The organism is Chryseobacterium joostei (assembly GCF_003815775.1).
Classification (GTDB): Bacteria; Bacteroidota; Bacteroidia; order Flavobacteriales; family Weeksellaceae; genus Chryseobacterium; species Chryseobacterium joostei.
The window spans coordinates 4,105,776-4,124,859 of record NZ_CP033926.1 but is presented as its reverse complement, the minus strand read 5'-3'; the positions used below and the strand labels follow the sequence as shown (position 1 = coordinate 4,124,859).

Genomic DNA, 19,084 nt, shown 5'->3' with positions numbered 1-19,084 from the left:
AAAGATAGTAATTTTAATAATAATCCAAGATTGATTCAATCTATTGTTTATATTCATCCCTTACTTCCGGACTGTTTTGAAAGCAAACCGGCGATGAATTGGAATCTGGTTCTCCACCTGAAAATTTACTTTTCATTTCATTATTAAACTCCTGGGATTTGTTTCTAGCAATGGAAAGGGTGTTCCAGTCATTATTTTTTATCATTTTCGCAATATAAATAATCTGTCCGATGTGGTAAGGATAGTGAGCCAACTGCCGAAAAACAGCGTCAATAACAGGATGCGACTCTCCTCTTATCTGAATTATTGTGTAAAGATTTTCATCATTAATCTGATCTAAGGCATTAAAAAAACATGCCCAGCCTTTTTCCCAATATTCAATAACTTCAGCTTTTGTTTTAAATGCGCTTACAAACTCTTCATCACGATGGCGCCAGGATTTCTCTCCATCTTCAGTCAAAAAGTTAGTCCATCTCGACAGCATATTTCCTGCAACATGCTTTACAACTACCGCTATGGAATTACTTTCTTCATTATACTGCCAGAAGATCTGTTCATCAGATAACTGGCTAAATGTTTTATCACCAAGAGATTTATAATACTCAAAGCGTTTTACAAAAAGGTCTTTCATTCTTTCTATTTTCAATAACTAATGTAAAAAAAGTATAGATAAAAACCACCTCTTCTGAAGTGGTTTTATCTATGTATAATATTTATAACAGATAATTATTCCCTATTTTTAACTAGTACCCAGCCTGTAAATTTAACAGGTGTGCTTTTCTTGTCATTTTCATTCCATAATACGGAATACCAATAGGTTCCTGTAGGCACTCTCCTACCAGCAACAGTTCCGTCCCATTTATAGCCATTAAGCTTATCTGCCTGATGAATTTTTGTTCCATATCTGTCAAAAACATTGATGATGAGGTTTTGTTTTCCGCCTAATGCAGAGTAATCGATGACATCATTGATTCCATCTGCGTTGGGAGTAATAACATTAATTAAATTCGGCACAACAATTTCAACTACAATAGGATCACAGTCGTAAGCATCCTTTACAAATATTTTATAATCTCCTCTTGGAAGGTTGCTGAAAACATTGGAATCCTGCCAAACAATATTATCCAGAGAGTATTTGTAAGCCGGATTTCCTCCTATTACCGATACTGTTACTGAACTATTTGTAATATCAATGCTGGAAACAACCGGCTGTTCAGATGCTATCACTTTCACAGTTTGGGTAGTCACACATTCTCCAGTTTTAAGTTTTACCCAATACACTCCAATTCCTACATTAATGGTCTGGGTTGTAGCACCGGTACTCCACTCATAACTTTTGAATCCTGGCCCAGCATCCAATATCGTCTTATCTTCAGCACAAATAATTTTATCTTTAAGGATAGCAGAATATACTGGCGGAATTACCACTAAGGTAATCTTGGCTATAGCATAACAACCTTGAGCGTTTAAAACTCTTACATATACTACTCCATTCGGAGCTATATAATTGGCAGGAGTTGGAATTTCATTGGTTTGATTAATTGCATCAGAAAGAGATGGATAATACTTTTTCACTGTATTTTGCGGACCTGTCACTGAAGCATTGATAAGATTAAATGATGCTGTAGCAGAATTAGTTTCAATAAAACAGGATCTAAGAGTAGTTTCATTTACAACCACTACAGGATGAAATTTTAAAGTAATCTTAGCCACTGAAAAGCATCCAAACTCAGAGATCACTTTCACATAAATGGTTCCCTCAGCCGAAACAAAAGCTGTAGGTGTTGTAATCTCATTGGTCCCAGCATTGAGATCTGCCATCGTGTGATAATATTTCTTCGTCACATTTGGAATACCAATAACATCAGCAGTTGTCAGGTCAAATAATGCCGTTCCCGCATTATTATTGTTACACTCGGTTAAAGTTGCATTTTTAACCGTGATGGAGCCATCTTTGAATTTAAACTTTCCAACCTGCTTACACTTATTGAGCGGATTACCGGGATTAGCAGCATCCGTATAACTAATACTGTAATAGAAAACCGTAGTTGTGTTTACTGTTATTGGAGTTGTAATAGGATTATTCCCGGTTAAGGCATCATTTTGAGTGGTATGATAGCTTACACTAAAATGTTGATTACCATTTATAATGCCCGGTGATAATGTAGAAAAATCAAACAGAACCGAGCTAGAACAAATAACAACCTCTCTTGGGTCTGAAGGATTAGCTGGAGAAACCCCTGGAGGAATAAAAGGATAAGTCTGAATATTTGGGTCTGTAAATGGTGACGCCAATGTTGCCGTTCCTCCCCATGTCAAAGAAAATGGTGCCGTTGTACTGCTTGTACTGCTCACCCAGTTATCGATAAATAAATAATAAGTTTGTCCCGGTAAAACATCCAAATATTTACAATAAGGCGTTAGTGATCCTCCTAAGGCATTTGTAATGGTACTTGTCATATTCAATCCTGTAGCAGGTCCGGGTCCTATCACCGTTGCTGCATTACAACGTATAGGCGCTCCTAAACTTCCACAGTTTACATTGGGACCAAAAATTGCCCAGTCATAATCGGCATCCGGATTATTCGGAACCAAATCAAAGGTAAGGGTTCCTCCATTAGCAATTGTAATTTTATACCAAATCGAATTATGCTCACCCGTTGCATCCAAGCAGCTCCCTGAATTCACCAATTCCTTGATGGTACCATAACCTGATGGACTATATGTAATATTTGAGTTACCACAAACAGCCAGTGCCGATGCACAATCTGCCTGAGAATAAAAGGTATGGGATATACATAGAAGAATAAAAAGTAAAGTTTTTCTCATAGATATATAGTTTTTATGGTTGAATCAGTTAACAGTCAGGCAAATACCCAACCCATACCAAATATACCTATAATTTAATAACAAACAATAAAATTCAAATAATTTTGAAATATTTTAAATCAATACATAAATTTATTACTAATAATATAATGAATTTAACTTATTTTATACTTGTAATGTTCCCACAAAGGTTTTCAAGATGAAAGATTTTATGAAAAGGACTTTTCACTTCATTCAAATGCTCCTTATCCTGAATAAAGGTATATCGGGAAGCAATGGAGTTCATGTCTGAAACAATCACCAGCCAGCATTCATCTACAGAAGTATCGTAGTAAGGAAACTTTTCATTTTTCTTTTCGATAAGTTCCAGAATTTTCTCGGAACATAATTCATCAAAAAGATTCATGCTGTATTCGTGGGTAATAAAGACATTTCTTCGATGAAAGGATTTTCTCACACTTTTCACACATCCTATTCCTTTATTTTTTTTAATGCTTTTATAAATACTGATAATATTTTCTTCCTGCTCCTCTATATGATCAAACTTTATATTGGGATGGAATTCTAAAAAATAAACACCACGATATTTCGTGGTGTCTTCTTGTTCTAATAATATTTCTGCCTGACGGAACATTTTATTCAAAGTGCTTTCCACTTTTTTCATTTCCAGATGGTTGATAACTTCAGTCAACTCTATTCCGATTTTTTTGTCGTTTAGCTTTGCGATAAAGTCGGGACTCTCGCAGGTAAAGTTTTCAAATTTCACTTCGGGGAAATGATGCATAAAAGAGTTGAGAAGAAGAATCTCTGATTTTTTTCTATATTTTTCACGATCATGAAGCGGAGATTCATCTATGGTACGGTGATACTTTTCTATGGGCTTTTTTTTCAAATGCCTGTTCAGGTAATACAAACTCAGATTCTTGATCAGATCTTCCTCAGAAAATGTCTTTTTCATGTGTGATTTTTTTATTTAATTAGAACACATGCAGCCATTGGCCCTCACCGTTAAAAGTTTTTGATAATCAAAATTTTACACTCTTAAAGATAAGTAAAAAAACTATTCAACACCTACTTTTAAAATTAATTTATCTATTAATTAATGTAAAGTTTATTTTCATAATCAATACCTTTGCTTCTTCTAACACAAATCAGTATTTATGGATTTCAGGAATTTTAAAATACCCTACCACATCAATCCCCAATATTCAAAAAGAACCGCTTATTTTTCAATGGAATTTGCCCTTGAGCAGGTATTAAAAATATATTCAGGAGGACTTGGTTTTCTGGCAGGATCTCATATGAGAAGCGCTTATAACCTAAAGCAGGATCTTATCGGAATCGGTATTCTTTGGAAATTCGGTTACTATGACCAGGCAAGAAATCATGATCAAACCCTGCAACCAGTATGGACGAGAAAAATGTACAGTTTTCTTGAAGATACAGGAATAAAATTTCAAATCGAAATCCACAGTGCACCTGTTTGGGTAAAGGTTTGGTACCTTGATCCTGAAATTTTCAATACAGCACCTATGTTTTTTCTTTCTACGGATGTTCCTGAAAACGATCATGTTTCCAAAACAATCTGTCACAAATTATATGATGCCAATGAATCCACAAAACTGGCTCAATATATTCTGCTAGGAAAAGGAGGAGCAAAATTACTGGATGAAATGAACATTGAAAGAGATGTTTATCATCTGAATGAAGCCCACGGACTTCCCGCAGCATTTTATCTGTTAAAAAAATATAATGGGGACCTGAATAAGGTTAAAGAGAAACTGGTTTTCACCACCCACACTCCTGAAGAGGCAGGAAATGAAAAGCATAATTTTAAACTATGCTATGACATGTCTTATTTCTCCGGATATAGTATGGATGAGGTAAAAAGCATTGAAGGTATTGAGGATGAACGTTTCAACCACTCTCTTTGTGCCCTTAAAATGGCAAGAATAGCCAATGGTGTTTCACAGCTTCACGGTGTAGTTTCCCGAGCGATGTGGAATAAATACCCCGGAATCTGCGAGATTACATCCATCACCAATGCACAGGAATTTAAATATTGGGCCGATAAACCTCTTTACAATGCAAAGGATGAAAACGATGATACTGTTTTTGACTATCGTAAAAAGCATTTGAAGAAAAAATTGTTCAGCATTGTAGCTGACCAAACCGGAAATTTATTCAACCCCAATGTTTTCACCATTGTCTGGGCCAGAAGATTCGCAGGTTACAAACGTGCAGATCTTCTCTTACATGACAAAGACAGATTCTACAGACTTCTGAACAATCCCAAATATCCGGTGCAAATTATTTGGGCTGGAAAACCTTACCCAATGGATTATTCTGCGATTTCTACTTTCAACCTCTTAGTCGAAGAAAGTAAAAATCACAAAAACATGGCTGTTCTTACAGGCTATGAGCTTTCTTTAAGTAAATCATTAAAGCAAGGTTCTGATCTATGGCTAAATAACCCAAGAGTTCCAAGGGAAGCTTCAGGAACTTCAGGAATGACTGCCGCGATGAATGGCTCCGTTAACTTATCCACAGATGATGGCTGGATTCCTGAGTTTGCAAAGCATGGAGAAAATTCATTTGTTGTACCAAAGGCAGATTATCTGAATATGAGCATTTATGAACAGGACAACTATGATTTGAACAAATTATATGAAATCCTTGAAAACGAAATTCTCCCATCCTATTATGACAATCCTGATCAGTGGAGAAAGATTCAGCAGAATGCTATGAACGATGTAAAAGAACAGTTCAATAGTGATAGAATGGCTGATGAATATTATAGAATACTTTATAATCAAGCTGAATAGCAAGAAAGTAAAGCAACGATACAAAAGCAATCACCTATATCTATTTTTTTAGTGTTTACAAATTAGATTATTTGCTTTTCAATAAAAAAATGCCTGCAAAATTTTGCGGGCATTTTTTTATTGAAATTATTTACTTTTTTTCTTTGGAGGCACTTTCAATCCCTCTTCTCTTGCTTCAGAAATACCGATAGCAATAGCTTGTTTTCTGCTTGTCACTTTCTTTCCGGAAGAAGATTTCAACTTTCCCTCCTTGAATTCGTGCATCACTTCTCCTACTTTGTCCTGAGCTTTATCTGAATATTTTGTCTTGCTCATGATATTTTTTTTAAGATTTTGGCAGGGATACCCCTAATTCATAAACTTTGGCATGTTTCAAATACTTTGAACGCTCTCTTGATGTTACCGATTCAAAATGGTCATTTTTGATCACAATGATTGGATCTTCTATATTCTCAATTTCAAAATTGGCAAAATATCTTTCATCGGGACTTGTTTTATCATTCTTTGCCTTAATTTTCTGCAGTTCTTCTGCATATTTTCTAAATCCGGGATCAGATGAGTGGATAAACTTGTATTCATCGCCTGCATACACATAGTAATGAAGTTTTTTTTCTATCAACCCAGCTTCATCCATAATCTCAGGGTTATCGTTACCGCCCTTAAACCCCACTTCCACCAATATTCCACCTTTCTTGTGAGCATATTCTGTGGCATCATCAAAACTGGAAAAACCTGTATAGACAATTTGGTCGTTCAATACATAGCGGTTCAGTTTCTGGTTGTATGCATTCGTTTCCATAATTATTATTTTTGATTTGATTTGTAATTATATACATTCAATTTTTCTGCCAAATTATCTTTTTTTTAAAATTTCACTATTCAATGAATTTTTTACTTAGCTTAGGGTTACTAATAAAAAAATATTTACCATGAAAAATTTCAAAAAAATTTCAAGAGTACAATTAAAGGAAGTAAATGGCGGAGTTTTACCGGGGATGAGAAGATGTGTAGATGGGGTAACCTGTAAGCTAAGAATCTGGTGGATTGGAGGAACAGAGGAAGTTCCGTGTAATTCTTCTTATCCAACCTGTGCTACCGAGGGATATTATCCACCGGAGACAGGAGATCCAGGGACAGTTCATGTAGCAAATTAGCATACAAGATCAGGACCTAGTGTTCTGATCTTTGTTTTATATTGCTATGTAAGTAAGAATTATTAAATTTGGAATCATTAAAATTAGAAATGAAAAAAATACTTTTAACTCTTACTATAGCTGCTGCATTTCATAATGTGTCTGCACAGGAAATTACTTTAGATAAAATATATTCAGGATATTATCGTGGCAAAGGCATTGCCGGGATTACTTCCATGAAAAGCGGTGAAAATTACCTGGTTATTGAACCAACAGGAATTGCAAAGTATTCTTATAAAACATCTCAAAAGGAGGGAAATATTGTAGACGGAAACTTTGAAAGCTATGAATTTTCTGATGATGAATCCAAGATCCTTTTGCTTAAAGAAAGTCATCCTATCTACAGACATTCTTTTCTGGGAAAATTTGAAGTGAAAGATTTAAAATCCGGAAAGGTAATGAGTCTAAATGATGGAAAACCTGTACAGGAGCCAAGATTCTCACCTGATGCAACAAAAATTGCTTTCATTTCAGATAATAATCTATTCTTTCAGGATCTGAATTCCGGAAAAATTACACAAATAAGTAATGACGGGAAGAAAAATGCAATCATCAATGGCTTGGCAGACTGGGTGTATGAAGAAGAGTTTGGGCATGCAAGACAGTATGAATGGACTAAAAATTCAGATGCCATTGTATTTGTAAAATCTGATGAAAGCCAGGTTCCTGAGATTTATATTCCTATCTACGGAAAAAATCTTTATCCGGGAGAAATGCGTTATAAATATCCTAAAGCAGGAGAAAAGAACTCAATAGTTTCTGCACAATTATACCGTCTAGATACTGGAAAAACGATGCAGTTGAATCTGGGTTCATTCAAAAATTATTACATTCCTAATGTTTTGCAAACCGCAAAGCCTGATGAGGTTGTTTTGATTACTTCCGAAAGAATTCAAAATGCTTCAGATATTTTAAAGGTAAATACTAAAACAGGGGGTGTTCAGAAATTATTTACTGAAACAGATGATAAATGGATTGATACAGACAGCCCAACAATGGAGTTCCTTGAGGATGATTCTTTCCTTTGGGCTTCCGAGAGAGACGGAAATCGTCATTTATATTGGTATGACAAGGATGGCAAACTAAAGAAACAGATTACTAAAGGAAACTGGGAGGTAACAGATTACTATGGATTCAATCCAAAATCCAAAGAAATTTATGTTCAGACTACAGAAAAAGGAAGCATCAATAAGGTTGTTTCTAAAGTAAATATCGAAAGTGGCAAGTCTCAGCTTATTTCTAATGCTGAGGGAAATAATTCTGCCAATTTCAGCAAAAACTATAATTATTTCATTGAAACATCTTCTACTGCGGCAAAACCATATACCTATGTTTTAAAAGATGGAAGTGGGAAAACAGTAAAGGAACTTCAAAATAACAATGATCAGCTTCAGAAATTAAAGTCTGATAATTTTGTTGAAAAGGAATTCATTACCATTCCTAATGCGGTAGGTGATCAAATGAATGCATGGGTAATGAAGCCTAAAAATTTTGATCCTAACAAAAAGTATCCATTATTTATGTTCCAGTATTCTGGTCCGGGGTCTCAACAGGTTGCTAACTCTTGGGACAATGGTAATGCCATGTGGTTCAATCACCTTGTACAAAAAGGGTATATTGTTGCTTGTGTAGATGGGCGTGGAACTGGTTATAAAGGAGCAAAATACAAGAAAGTTACGTATATGAACCTTGGAAAATATGAAATTGAAGACCAGATCACAGCAGCAAAATGGTTCGGAAACCAATCTTATATTGATAAAGGAAGAATCGGAATGTTCGGATGGAGCTTTGGTGGCTACATGACCAGTTTAGCAATGACAAAGGGTGCCGATGTTTTCAAAATGGGTATAGCAGTAGCTCCCGTAACCAACTGGAGATATTATGACTCAGTATACACGGAAAGATTCATGAGAACGCCTCAGGAAAACCCTGATGGATATGACAAAAACTCTCCTACTGAATACGCCAATTTATTGAAAGGAAAATTCCTCCTAATCCACGGAACTGCTGATGATAATGTACATTTCCAAAACTCTATGGAATTATCTGAAGCTTTGATTCAAAATAAAAAACAGTTTGATTTCATGGCTTATCCAGATAAAAACCACGGAATCTATGGTGGACAAACCAGGCCACAGCTGTATCAGAAAATGACAGATTTTATCCTGAGTAACTTATAATCATATCGCCGATTAAAATGATACATCCCTTTCAATTTTTTGAAAGGGATTTTTATTTATTTCATTAATCATTTACCTCTTTATTATTTATTTTATCAATTGAAATTAAAAACTTATTTTTGGGGGAATTGAAATTTGAATATATGAAGACTAAACATCCTAAAGGGCTGCCTTTTCTCTTTTTTACAGAAATGTGGGAGCGTTTCGGGTACTACCTGATTCTTGGAATCTTTGTTTTGTATGTGATAGAGCCTACCGGAATGAAAGGTGGTCTGGGATTACCTGACAAAACTGCTGACGATATTTTTGGAACTTATATTGCACTAACATACCTTACGCCATTTATTGGTGGTTTTCTGGCAGACAGAGTTTTAGGATATATTAAATCTATTTATCTTGGAGGTTTCTTAATGGCTGCCGGATATATAGGAATGGGTGTTTTCAAGGATTTACCTTTATTTTATGCTTCCCTTGCATTAATTATTATTGGAAACGGTTTCTTTAAGCCTACCATTTCTACTCTTTTAGGAAACCTTTATTCTGAAGAACCTTATAAAGCCAACAAAGATTCCGGATACAATATTTTCTATATGGGAATCAACATTGGGGCATTTATCTGTAACATTATTGCTGCATTTATGCGTAATAAATTCGGTTGGGGTGAAGCTTTCATTACTGCCGGAGTTGGAATGCTGATTGGTATGGTTATTTTTACGATCGGAAGAAAACACTATATCCATGCAGCACAAATGAAGCCTGTACAGGAAGGAGACACAAAACTTTCTGAAATTATGCTTAAAGTATTTGTTCCTGCTATCGTAGCTGGAGGAATTGGTTGGTTTATACCTAATAACATCTTTGGAAGCGACAGTACAGATGCCTTTATTTTTGCATGTATTCCTGTTATTTATTTTTATGCTTCACTTTACTTTAAAGCTAAGCCTGATGAAAAAGCATCTATTGGTGCATTACTTTCTGTATTCCTGATCAGTATGTTCTTCTGGGCAGTCTTCAAGCAGAATGGTACTGCATTAACAAGATGGGCTAATTATTATACAGACAGAAGTGTTCCTGCTTCTCTTGAAAAACCCTTGGAAGGTATTTATATGGTGGAGGGTAAGAGCTACGAAGACAAAGAAACTCCAGTTTATGATAATCAGTTCCGATCTCAAAAGGATGACAACGGAGATACCAAAAAAGAAACCGGAAAAGATGTTTACTTTAAAAACATTTCTCCTGAGCAGCGTGCTGTTCTAGAGAAAAATCCTGAAAATAAGGTATATCTATACAATACCGAATTATTCCAATCCATTAATCCATTCTGGGTAATTGCACTCACTCCTGTTATAGTTGGATTCTGGGCGCTGTTAAGAAGAAAAGGAAAAGAACCTTTAACGCCAACCAAGATTGTTTTAGGACTCTTCATTTCAGGATTATCATGTCTTGTCATGGTTTTAGCAGTAATGGCCGGAGAAAACGGGTCAATAAAAGTCTCTCCTTTATGGCTGGTAGCCAGTTACGGAGTCATTACAATTGGGGAATTATGTCTTTCTCCAATGGGACTTTCCTTCGTTTCTAAGCTTTCTCCTGCTAGAATTACAGCCTTAATGATGGGTGGATTTTTCCTTGCGAATTCTGTGGGTAATAAACTTTCGGGAATTCTGGCGAGTACTTGGTATAGCTACGAAAACAAAACGAATTATTTCCTTGTCAATTTCGCTTTGTTAATATTTGCTACATTATTAGGCCTTTCAATGTTAAAAAGATTGAATAAAATTATGAAAGAAAAAGGACACTAATCCTTACTATTATAACGAATAACAAGCTGCGGAATGGTTCCGCAGCTTTTTTATTTAAAAATAAAATTAAAACCTTGCCAAAAACCCAAAATAAACTATATTTGTCAGTCTTAACAAAAATTAACAATAGAAATGGATAATATTGAAGCATTGAGTCCGAAACCGGATGAATTTGTAGAGAATAAGAGCTCCAGACATCCGAAAGGGTTATGGGTTCTGTTCGGCACGGAAATGTGGGAGCGTTTCAACTTTTATGGAATGAGAGCACTTTTGACGCTCTTTATGGTAAATTCCTTATTGATAAAAGAAGCTGATGCGGCGATCATCTATGGTGGATTTCTAGCGTTATGTTATTTAACACCTCTTTTGGGAGGATTTATTGCTGATAAATATATTGGAAACAGATTTGCGATCATCGTTGGAGGATCTTTAATGGCGATTGGTCAGTTTTTATTATTTATTAGTGCCTCTACTTTCTCCGCAGACATTGGAAGTGCTAAACTTATTATGTGGCTGGCTTTATTCGTTATTATTTTTGGTAATGGATTCTTTAAGCCAAATATTTCCTCAATGGTAGGAAGTCTTTATCCAAAACAGGAGAAATCTAAACTGGATTCTGCTTTCACTATTTTCTATATGGGGATTAATATTGGAGCATTTTTAGGTCAATTTATCTGTCCATATGTAGGAGATGTAAAAGATGCTACAACCGGAGTAAGAGATATTTTCGCGTTCAAATGGGGTTTCTTAGCGGCTTCAATTGCAATGGTAATTGGAACTGTAACATTCTTTATCCTTAAAAACAAATATGTAGTAACACCGGAAGGAAGACCTATTGGTGGACTTCCAAAAAATAACTCAACTGCAGATTTTGAAGAGGGAGAATCTCAAACAGCAAAATTCTCAGGTGGTTTCTTGGCAGCTACAGTAGGTATATTTGTTGTTCTTTTCTTTGTATTCAGATACTTATTGGTAGGAGAACTTGGATTTAACTCAGTGGAAATGGGACAAATGATTAAAGGAATCATCTATCCATTCATCTACGCAGCAGGTATTTCCCTAGCATTCCTGATTATGTCTTCTGCAGAAAATAAAATTGAAAGACAAAGAATCTGGGTAATCTATATCGTTTCGTTCTTCATTATCTTTTTCTGGGCGGCTTTCGAACAGGCAGGATCTTCATTAACATTCATTGCAGATAACCAGACAGACAGAAACATTTTCGGATGGAATATGCCACCTTCAATGGTTCAGATCTTCAATGGTATTTTCGTAGTTTTACTAGCTTTTCCTTTCAGTTTAATGTGGGATAAATTAAGAGCGAACGGAAAAGAACCTGTATCTCCTCTTAAACAAGCTATTGGTCTTGCTGTAATTGCTCTTTCTTATTTCATCATTGCACACAATGTAAAAGATCTTGGAAGTTCAGGTTTATTAGCAATCAAATGGCTAATGCTTTTATACTTCATCCAAACTTGTGGTGAGCTTTGTTTATCTCCAATCGGATTATCATTGGTGGGTAAATTAGCTCCAAAAAGATTCGCTTCATTATTATATGGTGTTTTCTTTATCTCTAATGCTGCAGGATATGCCTTGGCAGGTTCATTAGGAGCACTTATCCCTGCAACAGGTGATAAATTTAAAAAAGCACAGGAAATTGGAGTAAACCTACAGGATGTTTTGGATAAAAAAGTAACTTTAACTACTGAACAGGTTGCTGCATTTGAAAAAGCTCAGCTACCATTACATAACCCTACTTTTGTAGGATTTGAAATTCACAACTTATTTGAATTCTTCATGGTATTCGTTGTACTTTGTGGTATTGCGTCTGTAATCTTAGGCTTACTTTCACCTATCTTAAAGAAAATGATGCACGGTGTAAACTAATTGCATTAACAAAATATGAATAAAACCTCTGCTAAGTCAGAGGTTTTTTTTATTTTCGTATGATGAAAATTCCCGAAGATTCTTTATTCCAATCCGTAAAGGAAATTATTAGGCAATCGCGTGAAAAAATTTTTAAGATGGCGGATGGCTCATTATTGATTGCTTTCAACTCAGGATAATATAAAGTGCAGACAAAGACAGAGCTCGGTTATATTCTGGAAAAGATAAGCACTCTGTCCTCTAAAAATATTCACCAGCAAATATCTGCTGTACCTCCAAAAAAAATAAGAATTAAAAATAAATCATCGATCAGGACAGAATTCGTTTTGAACTGGATCAGGATAATAAAAACCCTTAATTAAAACAATCATATATCATTATGAGCTTAACTTTAGATGAAATACAAAATTTCAAAGGAAAATACCCTAGACAAATCTGGAGTCTTTTTTTCTCTGAAATGTGGGAACGTTTCTGTTTCTACGGAATGCGCGGTATGCTGGTATTCTTCATGATCTCCCAGCTAAACTTCCATGAAAAAGAAGCTAACCTTCAATATGGAGCCACGCAGGCCTTCGTATATGCCTTTACCTTTATAGGTGGACTTTTTGCAGATAAAATTCTAGGTTTCAGAAAATCCCTTTTCTGGGGTGGACTTCTGATGATTGTCGGAAGCTTAATTCTGGCTACAGATCCACACAAATACTTTTTTCTGGGGATTGCATTTACCGTAGTGGGAACAGGTTTCTTCAAACCGAATATTTCATCCATGGTAGGCCAGCTTTACAAGCCAAATGATTCAAGAGCAGATGCCGGATTTTCACTTTTTTATGCAGGAATTAATCTTGGTGCGCTATTAGGAGGATATCTTTGTATTGCGATTGGTAAAGGTGAATTTTTAAGTAATATCATCGCTGAAGAAATGAGATGGCATATTGCATTCGGATTAGCTTCAATCGTAATGGTCATCAGTTTGATCAATTTTGTCTTTACTCAAAGAACATTAGGTACAATTGGACTTCAGCCGGGACATCCTTTAGCAGAAACAAAATCAGCACCCATTCCAAAATGGAAAGAATACGGAGTATATGTTTTATCTCTGGTTTTTGTTCCAATTATCATGACCATGGTAGCTAAAACAGAATATACCGATTATTTTATGTGGACTATTGGACCATTAACATTAATCTATTTATTCTATGAAATGTCTAAGGTAACAGCTGCAGAGCGTAAGAAACTTTGGGCAGCCTTAGTTTTCATTATTTTCTCAATTATATTCTGGGGAATTTATGAGCAAAGTGGAGGTTCTTTAAGCATTTTTGCAGCAAAAAACCTAAACAAAGACCTTTTTGGATTAGATCCCAACGGGGTTAATAATTCAGGAGGTGCATTTTTCATCATTTTCCTTGCTCCATTAATCGGACTTCTTTGGATTTGGTTGAATAAAAGAAAAATTGAACCGAATACCATCATTAAATTCGGATTAGGATTTATTTTCCTGGGATTAGGATATTATGTTTTATTCGCAACCCGTTTATTTGCAGATCTTCAAGGAATCACTTCATTGAATTTCTTCACATTGGCATTATTAATTATCACCCTTGGAGAACTTTGCCTCTCTCCTATTGGATTATCCATTATGACCAAGCTATCCACAAAAAATCTTCAGGGAATGATGATGGGGATGTGGTTCCTGGCATCAGCTTATGGACAATACGTTGCTGGTATTATTGGAGCAAGTCTTGCAACAGCAAAAAAGGGGTCTACCAATTATGATGAACTTATCACTTATACTGATGGATATAAACAATTGGGATTGTACGCTGTAATTGCCGGAGTGGTATTAATTTTGATATCACCGTATGTGAAAAAATTAATGCAGGAGGTAAAATAAAGAATAAGTAATTATGCTTATTTTTATATAAATATCAAATTATGAAAAAAATTTTAAGCATAGTTCTCTTACTCCTATTAAACTTTAGTTTTGCACAGGTGAAATGGATGACCATTGAAGAAGCACTGAAGGCTCAAAAAGAAAATCCCAAGAAAATTCTTATTGATTTTTATGCAGACTGGTGCGGCCCATGTAAAATCATGGACAAAAAAACATATGGACATCCTGTTATTGCCCAAATTTTAAATGAGAATTATTATCCTGTAAAATTCAATGCTGAAGAAAAAAATACAGTTGAAATTTTTGGAAGAACATTTTCCAATCCTAATACAGAACATAAAAAAGGAAGAAACTCCCTGCATGAGTTTACCCAGTATATGAATGTAGGAGCAGTCCCAAGTACTGTATTCCTGGATGAACATGGTGATCCTATCACTATTCTTCAAGGGGAATTATCTGCCAAGGAACTGGAACCTTATCTGGAACTGATCTCAAAGGATCTCTTTAAAAAGATTCGTACCAGAGAACAATGGGAAGATTATCAGAAAAAATTCAAATCTAAAATTAAAGATTAACAGACAATCCAATTTCGGATTAATACCTATAAACAAACTTAAGACTTTCAATTTTTTTTGGAAGTCTTTTTTATTTTACCGAAATTCGAGACTTTATTTTTCTCATTCTAAATTCGACTCTCAAAATTCGAGTTTCAAAATAAAAAATGACTTTAGATACTTCCATAGAATACGTAAAAGGGATAGGTCCGGAAAGAGCCAAACTCATCAAAAGTGTGTTAGGATTATCCACTGTAGAAGATATGCTCAACTTCTATCCTATCCGTTATCTGGATAAAAGTAAAGTCTATAAAGTTTCCCAGCTTCAGGAAGAAACGAGTCAGGAAATCCAATTGAAGGGAAGAATTACCCAGGTTCAGGAAATTCAAACAGGAAAGACCAAAAGATTATCTGCCAAATTCAATGATGATACGGGCAGTATGGATCTTGTTTGGTTCCAGTATTCAAAATGGTTGAAAGAGCAGCTTCCCATTAACCGCGATGTTTATATTTTTGGAAAGATCAATGTTTTCAATCGACAGTTTTCTATGCCACATCCTGAAATAGAGGCTGAGGAAAACAAAGAAGGGGATCTACGTTTAAAGCCCATTTATCCAAGTTCTGAAAAACTTACGAAAAGAGGGTTAGGCCAAAGATTTTTTCAAAATGCATTGAGAAATATTTGTAAGGAAATTCCTAATCTGATTGAAGAAAATTTCCCTGAATACTTAATGAAAACATTCAAGTTTATGTCGAGGCAACATGCTGTTCTCAATGTACATTTCCCTAAAGACATGGAGCATTTTGATAAGGCAGATTTCAGGCTGAAATTTGAAGAATCATTCTTTTTCCAACTAGGATATGGCTTAAAAAAGCTTCATCATAAAACTCAGTCATTCGGCAATCCCTTTCCCGTTATAGGAGATCATTTTAATGATTTTTATGAACATCATCTTCCTTTTGAACTGACTAATGCACAAAAGAGGGTTTTAAAGGAAATCCGAATGGATATGAAAAGGCCGATTCAAATGAACAGGCTTCTACAGGGAGATGTAGGCTCCGGAAAAACAATGGTGGCATTATTGACAATGCTTATTGCCATGGATAATGGTTTTCAGAGCTGTATGATGGCACCTACAGAAATTCTTGCCCAGCAGCACTACAATGGAATTAAAGATTTACTGGAGAAAACAGGAATCAATATTAGGCTTTTGACGGGCTCTACTAAGGCTGCAGAGAGAAGAATTATTCATGAGGAACTTGAAAATGGTACACTTTCCATTCTTGTAGGAACTCATGCTGTTTTAGAGGATAAGGTAAAGTTTAAGAATCTTGGGCTGGCTATTATAGATGAGCAGCACAGGTTTGGGGTAGTACAAAGGGCAAAACTTTGGGCCAAGAATAAGATTCCACCGCATATTCTGGTAATGACTGCCACTCCTATTCCAAGGACATTGGCCATGAGTTTTTATTCTGATCTTGATGTTTCTGTAATTGATGAGATGCCGGTAGGAAGAAAGCCTATTATCACGGCTCACAGACGTGAAAAAGACAGACTTTATGTTTATAACTTCTGTAGGGATGAAATAAAGAAAGGAAGACAGATTTACTTTGTATATCCGCTGATTGAAGAATCTGAAACACTGGATTACAAAAATCTAATGGAAGGCCTTGAACATGTCATGGACTTTTTCTCAGATTACAATGTTACCATGCTCCATGGAAAAATGAAACCGGATGAAAAGGATGCTGCCATGGCTTATTTCGCCTCAGGAAAAGCAGAAATTATGGTAGCTACCACTGTTATTGAAGTAGGTGTAAATGTTCCCAATGCTTCTGTCATGGTGATTGAAAGTTCTGAAAGGTTTGGTCTTTCACAGCTTCATCAGCTTAGAGGCCGTGTGGGAAGAGGTGCAGAACAGAGTTATTGTATTTTGATGACCTCAGATAAATTATCCAAGGAAAGCAGAACCCGCATCAAAACTATGACAGAGACGAATGATGGTTTTAAAATTTCTGAGGTGGATATGCAACTTCGCGGCCCGGGAGATATCCTGGGAACACAGCAAAGTGGTGTTGTAGATTTCAAGAGGTTAGATCTTGTGAAAGATTCTGCCATCATTAAGACAACAAAAAATACTGTAGATAAAATTCTGGAAGCAGATCCTATGTTGGCTAGACCAGACAACCTGATTATCAAGAATTATTACATCAGGTACTACAAAGGAAAAAATAAATGGAGTAAGATTTCATAAAAAAACCGCAGAAAATATTTTCCTGCGGTCCCCTTATAAAACTGTTATTTAGAAGAAATTACTTTTGACTTGCTTAAAAAATTTATTTTAATAGTTTGGCCTTAATATTTTGTGATGTGGTGTGTGGTGTGAAAATATCTATATATTATTTGAATAAGATAAAGATTAAGCCAGAACTATTAAAATAAATTATAAAAAACAAAATGAATTATTTTTCCAACTTGCTTATTATAAAAACTAACTGTGTTTAGGTGGAGATGAGGGAATGAAACGAATAAAAATATCTCCAACTACTTCAAGTTTTCATGATTGTACCGTTTTGTTTAAAGATCTTCTATGCTTTAAAATTGGAAATTAATATAATTCATTTTGTTAACTAACATCGTGATTTATATATTTTCTGTAGAAACAATTACTCTTCATTCATCTGTATCTTGAGGTATATAGTCAAATTTGTGTCACTGAATTTATATTTACAAATGTCCGGATATTAACTGAATTTTATTTTATATTATTTCAATTATTAATTATAAAATTCTCACTTATTTGTGAATAGTATGCAATAAATACCATTCCATTTCTTTAAAGTGAAGATGCCGAAACTATTTATTGATCATACTTTAAGAATAAAATTTTCTTTATTCAACCCTGAAGTATGATACTGCCAATTGATCGTAATAACATCTGTAAGCACCTTTTTCAGACTTTCAAAATCGGACGGTTTCTTCATACAAATATTAGTTCCTTTTACGAAAATATCTTCTATTTCATTTTCACTAATTTGATCATAATAAACTGTTGTCACCATATTACTGAATTTCTCCTGCTTCTTTATTTCATCCATACATTCCAGACTATTCTTTTCGGGAATATTGTATTTCATAAAAACTATTTCAGGGACAACCGCATCATTGTTATTGAGATACTCCATCAAGTCTTTTCCATTACAAAAACATTGAGTTTTTATTGAGATTTTAAGCTCTTTAAATATGTTTTTAAAAAAAATTAAGGTGTTTTCATCGTTATCTGTTACTATTACGTTCAGAAATTCTTTATTCATACTGCATTTTAGGGTTTGTTTCCACACTTTGGGCTCTTCTTCTTTTTCCTATAATTTTTTGAAACTGAGAGGGTGTAATTCCTGTTGTATTTTTAAACTGTGTACTTAGATGGGCTACACTGGAGTAGTTCAGTTTATGGGCTATTTCCGTAAGGCTTTGCTTATTTCTTATAATCAATGCCTTGGCATGTTCTATTTTCTGGAGGATGATAAAGTTTTCTATGGAAGTATAAGCAACCTCTGAAAATAGGTTAGAAAGGTATCCATAGCTGTGATTCAGTTTTTCAGAAATATAAATGGATGCCTTTACAGGAATAATCTCTTCAGAAAAGACAAGCTCTACAATTACATCTTTTATTTTCTGTACTAAAGCCGTTTTTTGGCTTTCAATGATCTCAATACCATAATCTTCAAGGTTTTTCTTAAAAAGACTATGTTGTTCCTGCGTAAAGGGTTCATAGAACTCTACCTCACCGAAATTCAGCAAACGGTATTTCAACCCATGCTCTTTCAGTTTTTCGTCCAACACCTTCTTACAGAGGGCATTGAAATCAAATTTAACGTACATTTTCATCCTAGTATTAGTAAGCCTATTTTTTTAGTAAATATAA

Annotated in this window: 15 protein-coding genes; 8 read left to right on the top strand and 7 right to left on the bottom strand. The window is 35.0% G+C overall.

Annotation, left to right across the window (positions count from 1 at the left end; translation table 11 throughout):
• Positions 1-40: 40 nt before the first annotated feature.
• The 3 genes from EG359_RS18895 to EG359_RS18885 form a co-directional block, all read right to left on the bottom strand.
• On the bottom strand, positions 41-631 hold the full coding sequence (locus tag EG359_RS18895; RefSeq protein ID WP_076356392.1) for a DUF1572 family protein: 591 nt from the start codon (positions 629-631) through the stop codon (positions 41-43).
• 95 nt (positions 632-726) lie between these two features.
• On the bottom strand, positions 727-2,829 hold the full coding sequence (locus EG359_RS18890; RefSeq protein ID WP_076356390.1) for a T9SS type B sorting domain-containing protein: 2,103 nt from the start codon (positions 2,827-2,829) through the stop codon (positions 727-729).
• Between the two features lie 160 nt (positions 2,830-2,989).
• The gene (locus EG359_RS18885) at positions 2,990-3,787 is read right to left on the bottom strand and encodes a hypothetical protein (protein ID WP_076356388.1); all 798 of its coding nucleotides are present in this window, start codon (positions 3,785-3,787) and stop codon (positions 2,990-2,992) included.
• A gap of 202 nt (positions 3,788-3,989) precedes the next feature.
• Between EG359_RS18885 and glgP the strand changes: the two genes are divergently transcribed.
• Entirely contained in the window at positions 3,990-5,654 is a 1,665-nt protein-coding gene (gene glgP, locus EG359_RS18880; RefSeq protein ID WP_076356386.1) for an alpha-glucan family phosphorylase, read from the top strand.
• A gap of 126 nt (positions 5,655-5,780) precedes the next feature.
• On the opposite strand, the gene EG359_RS18875 is transcribed toward glgP, so the two are convergent.
• Both EG359_RS18875 and EG359_RS18870 read right to left on the bottom strand, forming a co-directional pair.
• Positions 5,781-5,969 carry a DUF6496 domain-containing protein gene (locus EG359_RS18875; protein WP_076356384.1) on the bottom strand — a complete coding sequence of 63 codons (189 nt, stop codon included), beginning with the start codon at positions 5,967-5,969 and terminating at the stop codon, positions 5,781-5,783.
• A gap of 10 nt (positions 5,970-5,979) precedes the next feature.
• Positions 5,980-6,453 (bottom strand): hypothetical protein, encoded by a 474-nt coding sequence (locus EG359_RS18870; RefSeq protein WP_076356382.1) that lies wholly within the window; start codon positions 6,451-6,453, stop codon positions 5,980-5,982.
• Positions 6,454-6,583: 130 nt separating this feature from the next.
• Between EG359_RS18870 and EG359_RS18865 the strand changes: the two genes are divergently transcribed.
• The 7 genes from EG359_RS18865 to recG all read left to right on the top strand — a co-directional run bounded on the left by EG359_RS18865 (position 6,584) and on the right by recG (position 17,413).
• The gene (locus EG359_RS18865) at positions 6,584-6,808 is read left to right on the top strand and encodes a bacteriocin-like protein (protein ID WP_076356380.1); all 225 of its coding nucleotides are present in this window, start codon (positions 6,584-6,586) and stop codon (positions 6,806-6,808) included.
• A gap of 89 nt (positions 6,809-6,897) precedes the next feature.
• Positions 6,898-9,027, top strand: coding sequence for a S9 family peptidase (locus EG359_RS18860; protein WP_076356378.1), 2,130 nt, complete (start codon positions 6,898-6,900; stop codon positions 9,025-9,027).
• 143 nt (positions 9,028-9,170) lie between these two features.
• Complete coding sequence (locus EG359_RS18855) at positions 9,171-10,826, top strand: peptide MFS transporter (protein ID WP_076356376.1); 1,656 nt, start codon at positions 9,171-9,173, stop codon at positions 10,824-10,826.
• Positions 10,827-10,958: 132 nt separating this feature from the next.
• Positions 10,959-12,713 carry a peptide MFS transporter gene (locus EG359_RS18850; protein WP_076356374.1) on the top strand — a complete coding sequence of 585 codons (1,755 nt, stop codon included), beginning with the start codon at positions 10,959-10,961 and terminating at the stop codon, positions 12,711-12,713.
• Positions 12,714-13,092: 379 nt separating this feature from the next.
• Complete coding sequence (locus EG359_RS18845; RefSeq protein ID WP_076356372.1) at positions 13,093-14,604, top strand: peptide MFS transporter; 1,512 nt, start codon at positions 13,093-13,095, stop codon at positions 14,602-14,604.
• A gap of 41 nt (positions 14,605-14,645) precedes the next feature.
• The gene (locus EG359_RS18840) at positions 14,646-15,179 is read left to right on the top strand and encodes a thioredoxin family protein (RefSeq protein ID WP_076356370.1); all 534 of its coding nucleotides are present in this window, start codon (positions 14,646-14,648) and stop codon (positions 15,177-15,179) included.
• Between the two features lie 146 nt (positions 15,180-15,325).
• Positions 15,326-17,413: an ATP-dependent DNA helicase RecG gene (gene recG, locus EG359_RS18835; protein ID WP_076356368.1), complete on the top strand. Its 2,088-nt coding sequence runs from the start codon at positions 15,326-15,328 to the stop codon at positions 17,411-17,413.
• A 613-nt stretch (positions 17,414-18,026) separates the two neighbouring features.
• Here recG and EG359_RS18830 read toward each other — a convergent pair.
• Together EG359_RS18830 and EG359_RS18825 are read right to left on the bottom strand one after the other, a co-directional pair.
• Complete coding sequence (locus EG359_RS18830; protein ID WP_076356366.1) at positions 18,027-18,473, bottom strand: response regulator; 447 nt, start codon at positions 18,471-18,473, stop codon at positions 18,027-18,029.
• Positions 18,466-19,047 carry a helix-turn-helix domain-containing protein gene (locus tag EG359_RS18825; RefSeq protein ID WP_076356364.1) on the bottom strand — a complete coding sequence of 194 codons (582 nt, stop codon included), beginning with the start codon at positions 19,045-19,047 and terminating at the stop codon, positions 18,466-18,468. Before EG359_RS18825 ends, EG359_RS18830 begins: the two co-directional genes overlap by 8 nt.
• Positions 19,048-19,084 lie beyond the last annotated feature (37 nt).